Source organism: Chitinophaga sp. CC14 (assembly GCF_048957795.1).
GTDB classification, from domain to species: Bacteria; Bacteroidota; Bacteroidia; order Chitinophagales; family Chitinophagaceae; genus Chitinophaga; species Chitinophaga ginsengisegetis.
This window is the reverse complement of sequence record NZ_JARBFY010000003.1, coordinates 2350589-2358846: the sequence shown is the minus strand read 5'-3', so window position 1 is coordinate 2358846 and position 8258 is coordinate 2350589. Positions and strand designations below refer to the sequence as shown.

The window sequence follows — 8258 nt, the reverse complement described above, 5'->3', positions numbered from 1 at the left end:
ACTATTTGTCCGTCGGCATCGCTGGAGGCGCTGCCATCCAGGGCGGCGCTGCTTACCGGCAGCTGAATCTGTATGTCACTGCCTACAACAGCCACGGGTGGCTTATTAACGGCGGCTGCTGTTACCGTAATGTTTACGGAAGCGTTGCTGGTGGCGCCGTTGTTATCGGTTACTGTTAACCGGAACGTATAAGTTCCTGCCTGCAGGTTGGTTACATTTGTTTTCGCGGCATTGGCGGCGGAAAGATTGCCCCCGGCAGGACCGGCGGTCTTTTCCCACAACCAGGTAACTATTTGTCCGTCGGCATCGCTGGAGGCGCTGCCATCCAGGGCGGCGCTGCTTACCGGCAGCTGAATCTGTATGTCGCTGCCTGCAACCGCTACGGGCGGATTATTAACTGGAGCCGCTGTTACTGTAATGTTTACAGTAGCTGTGCTGGTGGCGCCGTTATTATCGGTTACCGTTAATCTGAACGTATAAGTTCCTGCCTGTAGATTGGTAACATTTGTTTTTGCGGCGTTGGCAGCGGAGAGGTTTCCTCCAGCAGGACCGGCAGTTTTTTCCCACAACCAGGTAACTATTTGTCCATCGGCATCAGCGGAGGCGCTGCCATCCAATGCAGCGCTGCTTACCGGCAGCTGAATAGCTATATCATTTCCTGCGTCTGCTACCGGCGATTGATTGGGCGCTGCGGCCAGTACCAGGACAGTTACGGTGGCGGTAGCGGTGGCGTTACTATTGTCGGTGACTGTAAGCTGATAGGTATATGTACCGGCAGACAGGTTACTCACTGTGGTTTTGGCTGCTCCGGCACTTGCCAGGTCGCCACCTGCGGGACCGGCAGTTTTTTGCCACAACCAGCTAACGATCTGTCCATCGGTGTCAGCGGAACTGCTGCCATCAAGCGCTGTGGTGTTTACCGGCAACTGGATCTGTATATTTTTCCCGGCATTGGCTACCGGCGGTTTATTGGCGGCTGCCAATACGGTAATGTTTACCGAGGCGGTATCCTTTGCACCTGTGTTATCGGTGATGATGAGGCGGTAGGTATAGTTACCTGCTACCAGGTTGCTTACATTTGTTTTTGCTGCATTCGCGGCGGAAAGGTCTCCCCCGGCAGGACCCGCAGTTTTTGCCCAGGCCCATGTAGTTATTTGTCCGTCGGCATCAGTAGAGGCGCTGCCATCCAGTGAAGTACTGTTTACAGGTAACTGCACCTGGATATTGCTCCCTGCATTGGCTACCGGTGGCTTATTGGCAGCGGGTTTCACGGTAACGGTGATGCTGTCGCTATCAGTCAGCCCTTTATCATCGGTGATGGTCAAAGCATAAACGTAGGTTCCCGCAGTGAGACCCGTTACATTTGTTTTAACCACATTGGGACTCACGATGGTTCCCGCGGTGGGGCCACTGATCTTCTTCCACACATAGCTTTGAATGGTGCTGCCACCGGAAGCGGCAGACGAGGCGCCATCCAGCGTTACATAATCTATTGGTAAGATAATGGTAACATCGCCACCGGCATTTGAAACAGGCGGTGAGGTGGTACTGGTTTTCAATTCAAAGGCGCCCACATCATATTTACTCTGCTGCGGCCGCGCGGTATTATCGAAATCTGTTTTCAGGGTGAAGTCAGACATATCCCTGCCGGTGTTTACTGCAGTTGAAGTAGATAACAGCCGGTAATTTTTCGCGGCGCCGTCTACAAATTTAGCGGAAGCTACATCTGTATAACAGATGTTATTGCTGGCAGTTAATTTAATAGGCAGATCCCCTTTAATATACATCCCCTTTGAAGGATAATCGTAGGCGGTTCCTGTTTCCACCAGCAGGTTGTTATATACCTGGTGCCCGATGGGCGTCTGGTAAGCAAATATTTTTATACCATTCTTACCTGCGTCTGTATTAACGATGGTGTTATTATAGATAATAGCGGCAGGCGGAGGAAATACATCCGGGGTGGTATTATCCGGAATCTTGTCTGCCACATTAATCCCTTCATAAAAGATATCAGAGATCACGTTGTTATATATCTCGCTTACTCCTGAGCCGAAAACCGTAACACCAGGCATATAGCCGGTAGTGATGGTATTGTTATACACTTTCAGGGCGGAGCCGGAACCAATGAGGATTCCATAACCATGTGCGGAGTTCTTTGAAGTGGCGTAGTTTACCAGGCGGTTATTGAATACACGGTTGTCGCCATTTTTAGTCATGGAGATCTGTAATCCGTCGCTGCCAATATTTTCCAGGTCGTTGTCGTATACCCAGAGGTTTTCAATCCAGTGCGACTTCATATCAACACAGGTGCCTTCCGTCCAGTAATAGTGTGTGTTACCGATATAGAAACCTTCGCCGGTGGAGTTGCGGCATTTAATGTGATGGAGTTTCACATTCTTCATTACAAAGCTGGCTTCCAGGTATTGAGGCTGGGCGCAGGTTTGCAGGGTTTTAGCCTGTAACAGGATGTTGCCGTCGTGGATGTAAATATTATGCACATCAAAATCAGAAGCGCCTACACCCAGTGTAAGACCGAATATTTTAAGGCCGTTGATATTTGTACCATTCAGGTCGAAACCAAATTCATAATTTTTATCCCCGCTCCCGCTTATCTCTACAAACCGGCAGGTGGGTGCATTAAACACGGCTGCAGTTCCCTGGTTCTTTACCCCGAGCTTTACCTGTCCGCCGCAGTTGATGATAACAATAGGTTTCGCGGCTGTTCCGGTCAGGTTACCGAGATGCAGATACTCATATTCTCCTGCAGGAATACACAACGTGTCACCGGGACTTACGTTAAATGTTTTCATGGCATCCGGATAATATATTTCTGCGCGTCCGTTGGCGGTGTTGCTCATTGGCACTACAATACGCTTGCCTCCTGTAACAGGTGGCGGTGTTACCACTCCTCCCTGCGTGTACTGGAGCATCCACTCATACATATTTTTACCATCTTCTTTTGTGGCAGGGTCGTAGGCTTTAGTCCATGCATCGTGTGAAGTGGAACTATAAATAGACAATTTAGCCAGCGGATTGGGAGCCGGCACGGTGGCGTTGATATATTTTACCCAGTTCTTTGAATAATCGGAAGGTACGGTGGGATCGCCATCGTTATGGAATACCCATAAAGGTGTATTGTTGGAGGCCACTACGCCGGCATAGGCGGTAGTGGGTGGATACATGCCACAAACCGGAGCTGCAGCTGCAAATGCTTTTGCTTTTGTTTTATCTTCACAGAGTGCACCCCATGTTAATCCACCTCCCATGCTTAAACCTGTGATATAAATGCGGGAAGGATCAATATCATATTTTGTAAGAAGATAATTCTTAAACAGCGTCACATCTCCGGAACCCGGCCATGTGTTGAACTGAGGGGATATTACTATAAATGAAAAAGTTTGATTGTTTACAGTGAAGGTGGTGGGAAATCTACCATCATTGATTACCCGGGGAAGACCATTTCTCAGCACAGAAGATAAGGGAGAACCATAGCTGGCCAGTTCGCCGTTGCCATGAAAGAAAATGATCAGGGGATATTTCTTGCCACTTCCGGGCGTATAGCCGGCGGGAAGATATTCATAGAAGCCTTTGATATTGGACATCGAAGGATCATTGAAAGAACGCGCCGTTTGCACCTGGCCTGAAACAGGGACTAATCCAAAACAGGATACTAACAATATAGCAGCGCCTAGCCTATAAATACTGCGGCAAAAAAATTGCCTTAGCAATAGCAGATGGTTTATCATATAAATATATGGCTTGTGCAATGGTTTTAAAAGTCTATCCTCATAGTCATTACTTAAAAGTTCCCGGAAAAAGGGTTTTTATTATTGCAAAGAAAGCTTTTTTTTAATTCACATAATGAAAAAAATTAACATATATCACTACAATAAATAAAGTATAAATATTTTATATCTATATTTATTTGTTTATTTTCAATCTATCCTCCATTGCGATGCTAATAATTCTAAATAAAAAAACTACCTTTGTTATTCCGGGCATTGAATATTCCTCCTTTTTTAACCTCATCCTGTAAAAGACCATTATTTTTCATACAATTTGACTGTAATTAATGGTTCATGGCATTTAGACTTTTAGCTGTTGTCCGAAACAGGCATTTCCATTCCCTTCTTGGAAATGTAATAATGGCCTTTTTCAACGTACTTTCCTTTGCATTACTGGTTAGAATGCTTTCCCTGAGCGCATTTGGGGAATGGGTATTATTTCTGGCCACTTATAATATCCTGGATCAGATACGCACCGCCATGCTGCAATCCGGCATTATCAAGTTCAGCGCAGGAACAGATATTGCTGTCAGCAGGCAGGTAACAGGAGCTGCCTGGTATATTTCCCTGTTGCTCACCTTTTCTTTTATCGTGCTTTCCTTTTTGGTATATGCGATTGCCTATCCCTATTTCAGCGCCACGTGGCACTTCTTCCTGGGCTGGCTCGGAGTAATGACTTTATTTTCGCTGCCTTTTAACTTTGCCACCTGGGTGTTGCAGGCAGCGCACAGGTTTGATAAAATTGTGCAGATACGTATGCTCCAGAACGGGTCCTTCCTGGTTTTGCTCGGCGCCCTGTTCTTTATGAAACAGGTAACATTGCACAACGTGTTGTATACTTATTCGCTGTCGCTGCTGATCACCAGTATTTACTGCATGATATTCCGGTGGACCGCCTTAACTACGATGGCTGCCAGAACAAAGGCCCAGGCGATAGAATTGTATCATTACGGACGGTTGATAGTAGGCAGTATGGTGTCTTCTGCCTTTTTGAATTACTCCGATAACCTGGTACTCAGAACAATGCTTAATCCGGCTGCTGTAGCGGTTTACAGCATTCCGCAGAAATTCATGGAGGTGATTGAAATTATATTGAGAAGTTTTGTGGCTACTTCGCAACCTACTATTTCTGCGGCTGCCAACCGGAACGACTGGAAAGAAGTATCGCGTGCCTTTTGCCGGTACACCGGAACCGTTACAATTCTGATTCTTCCTTTTGTGATCGGACTGCTTTTATTTACCAAACCCCTGATTCTTTTACTCGCCGCAAAGGCTTATTTGCCGGCTACAGACATTGTACGGATATTCCTGTTTTCGGCTATCCTCTATCCTATCGACCGGTTTATAGGGGTTACCCTGGATATGATCAATAAACCGCTGATTAATTTCTACAAAAATCTTATCAAACTGATACTGAATATTGTGCTGGATGTTGTACTGGTATTACTTTTTGCAGATATCCGCGCGGTAGCTATCGCTTCTTCCCTGAATCTTTTATTTGCGGTAATCTTCGGATATATCTTCCTGCGGCGTTATCTTCCCGCGGTGAACCTGAAAAGCATATGGCGTTATGGCTGGCTTGAATGCAAAATGTTATTGTCAAAAATAAAACTGTTCCGTTTACAGTATAAATAATCTTCAGTTTATGAAACTCGCTTTTATTATACTGAGTCATAAAAATCCGGCGCAACTATGCCGGTTGCTGAACAGGCTGCAACATCCTGCTATTGATTGCTATATACACCTCGACGCCAAATGTGATATCAACGACTGGCAGGAGGCGATGAATATGCCGCAGGTATATTTTATTGAGAAACGGGTAAATGTTACCTGGGCGGGATATGGAACTATACAGGCAGCATTGAATGGAATTGAATTTATTGCCGGTTCGGGTAACCGGTATGGATTTATTCATCTCATCAGTGCCCAGGATTATCCGCTTACAGATATGAATGTGTACTATGATTTTTTCAACGATCATGCAGGACAACAATTCCTGGATCTGCTTCCTGCTGAAGAACTGAAGAAGATGATGCCCAAAATCACCTCTTATCATTTTGAAGATCTGCGGCTGCCGGGGAAATACAGGATCACTGCGTGGATCAACAAAATATTACCTCAAAGACGCCACCCGCTGAACCTGGAAGTGTATGGAGGATCCCTCTGGTGGAGCCTCACACAGGAATGCGCCGAGTGGTGCCTGCATTACATCAAGGATCACCCTGAACTGGAGCGCTTTTACAAATATACCTGGGGAGGAGATGAATTTATTTTCCAGACCGTTATCATGAACGGGCCTTTTAAAAACAGTGTGCAGAATAACTATCAGCGGTATATCGACTGGTCCGAAGGACATGCGCATCCTAAAACATTTGCCATGACCGACCTTTTTGCTATACTGCAATCCGGCAAATTACTGGCCCGCAAGTTTGATATGGATAAAACGCCCGAGCTACTGGATAAGATAGATGCGGCGGCTAACCGCCGATAAAAAAAAGAGAAGGCTGGTCACCGTGAGCAGCCTTCTTCTTTTTTGTACCAACATTCAAAAATCAACCGGCACTTTTTCTCCATAAGGTGTTAAAGCCACCGGTAAAATTGTAAGGCAATATTTCTGCCACCTGGCAATCGAGCGTTTGCAGGAATTTAAGTCGCTTTGTAAGCAGGGAAAAAGGAAATACATCTTCTACAAAATTCGTTTTCGCAAACCGCACTATTTTGAAATCGCTGGCCTGCGCCAGGTCCTGTAAGTCTTTACGCGTAAAAAACTGTACGTGATCCAGGTTATCTGCCTGGGATTGTGCGGTAGTTCCTTTAAACCCAAGCGCACTTTTTACTTTATTAATGTTCTTCCACAAAACCGGGTTGTTGCGTGCTTTGAGCATGGGTCTTGTTACACACAATTCCCTGGGGCCGTTACCATTTGGAACGGTTACTACCAGCAGGCCATCGTCTTTCAATGATGCGTGGATCGTGTTCAGCAGCAGTTGCGGATGATCCAGGTGCTCCAGTACTTCGCTGCATATTACAGCATCATAGGTTTCGCCCTGGGCAGTAAGCGCTTCCGCGCTGATGGCCGCAAACTTTACGTTGGGATACGTATTGCGCTGCTGGGCAACAGCAATGGTTTTCTCACTGATATCTATCCCCAGCACTTCATAGCCAAACTGCCCGAGATGCCGGCTGATAACACCATTACCACATCCTACATCCAATACCCGGCCTCCATCGGGAATATTACTCTTCAGACTATCCGTTATAAAATTGAGTCTTTTTATATCGGTGATCCGATCATATTCGTAGGTGATTACGGTTTTTGTCATATTGAAATTGATAAAATGTTATTATTTACAAAGCTGTTGATATACCGCCGCAATTTTCTCCGTCATACCAGCCACGTTGAAATTCGCTGCAATGGCAGCTTTAGCATTATTCTGCAAAGTAGTCCTCAATGTATGATCTTTTGCCACTCTCACAATGGCAGCACCCAATGCTGCAGGATTGCCAGATGGCACCAGCAGCCCGTTCTCGCCATCTTTCACTGCTTCTTTTGTACCGTCTACATCGCTGGCAATAACGGCTTTCCCCATTGCCATAGCTTCCAGTACCCCGATGGGGAAGCCTTCCCATAAAGAGGGCAAACAATAAATGTCTCCTGCGTGAAGCACCGCGGGTACATCCTGGCGGAAGCCTGCAAATGTTACCTGCTCTTCCACGCCTGCTTCAGCAGCTGCATTTACCGCGGCAGCCATCAGCTCCCCGTCTCCTATCATCAGCAAATGCAGTTCCGGCGCCTGTTGCAACGCAGCTGCAAAACCCTTTACCATACACACCGGGTCCTTCTGATAGGTCATGCGTGCAATAAAGCAGATCAGGAGCTTATTTTCCGGGATGCCATATTCCGCCCGCAGATCCGGGTATTGCTGGTCCGGGTTGAACTTCTGCAGGTTTACACCGTTTCGTACCACGATACCGGTAAAGTCCTTAAACGCTTTGATGCCGGTTTGCCGGTTGGATTCCGACACGCAGATATTTACCTGTGTTTTACCTGTAATAAATTTTTCAGCGGCAATGCGCAGGCGTTTAGCCAGCGGATGTAATCCGTCATGAAAAGACCAGCCATGAATAGTATATACCACCGGTAAACCCAGGCGGCGTGCAGCCCACAACACATTTGTGTTTGCCCGGGTACCATGCACATGCACAATATCTATCCGTTGGTCCTGCATGAATTTTTTTACTTTTTTCCAGACGCTGATATCAAAAGCTTTCTCACTTTCGATCACAAACACAGGAATATCCATTTTCTGTAAAGCCGTTATCATTGGGCCTTCTGTAAAAGAAAGCACGATGGGATCAAATGCGGATTTATCCAGCGAGGCCACCAGGTCCAGTACGTGACTCTCTCCCCCGCCAATTTTACCCTGGCGGATGGTTTCAAGTACCCGTGTTCTACCATTTGTTTTGCCCATG

The 8258-nt window shown here is 46.4% G+C and carries 5 protein-coding genes; 2 read left to right on the top strand and 3 right to left on the bottom strand.

Annotation, left to right across the window (positions count from 1 at the left end; all coding sequences use genetic code 11):
- The coding region (locus PV783_RS19405) for a PKD domain-containing protein (protein ID WP_420989229.1) at positions 1–3602 on the bottom strand (3602 nt) is incomplete at its 3' end.
- A gap of 477 nt (positions 3603–4079) precedes the next feature.
- On the opposite strand from PV783_RS19405, the gene PV783_RS19400 reads away from it, so the two are divergent.
- A complete protein-coding gene (locus tag PV783_RS19400) occupies positions 4080–5420 on the top strand; it encodes a lipopolysaccharide biosynthesis protein (RefSeq protein ID WP_420989228.1) in 1341 nt (446 codons plus the stop codon).
- 10 nt (positions 5421–5430) lie between these two features.
- Complete coding sequence (locus PV783_RS19395) at positions 5431–6276, top strand: beta-1,6-N-acetylglucosaminyltransferase (protein ID WP_420989227.1); 846 nt, start codon at positions 5431–5433, stop codon at positions 6274–6276.
- A 61-nt stretch (positions 6277–6337) separates the two neighbouring features.
- Here PV783_RS19395 and PV783_RS19390 read toward each other — a convergent pair whose 3' ends face one another.
- Entirely contained in the window at positions 6338–7108 is a 771-nt protein-coding gene (locus PV783_RS19390) for a class I SAM-dependent methyltransferase (protein ID WP_420989226.1), read from the bottom strand.
- Between the two features lie 21 nt (positions 7109–7129).
- On the bottom strand, positions 7130–8257 hold the full coding sequence (locus tag PV783_RS19385) for a glycosyltransferase family 4 protein (RefSeq protein ID WP_420989225.1): 1128 nt from the start codon (positions 8255–8257) through the stop codon (positions 7130–7132).
- Position 8258: the final 1 nt, after the last annotated feature.

What these genes read in the sequence shown, in the direction of transcription:
- PV783_RS19400 (WP_420989228.1), top strand. Translation starts at nt 4,080, where the DNA reads ATGGCATTTAGACTTTTAGCTGTTGTCCGAAACAGGCATTTCCATTCC.
- PV783_RS19395 (WP_420989227.1), top strand. Translation starts at nt 5,431, where the DNA reads ATGAAACTCGCTTTTATTATACTGAGTCATAAAAATCCGGCGCAACTA.
- PV783_RS19390 (WP_420989226.1), bottom strand. Translation starts at nt 7,108, where the DNA reads ATGACAAAAACCGTAATCACCTACGAATATGATCGGATCACCGATATA.
- PV783_RS19385 (WP_420989225.1), bottom strand. Translation starts at nt 8,257, where the DNA reads ATGGGCAAAACAAATGGTAGAACACGGGTACTTGAAACCATCCGCCAG.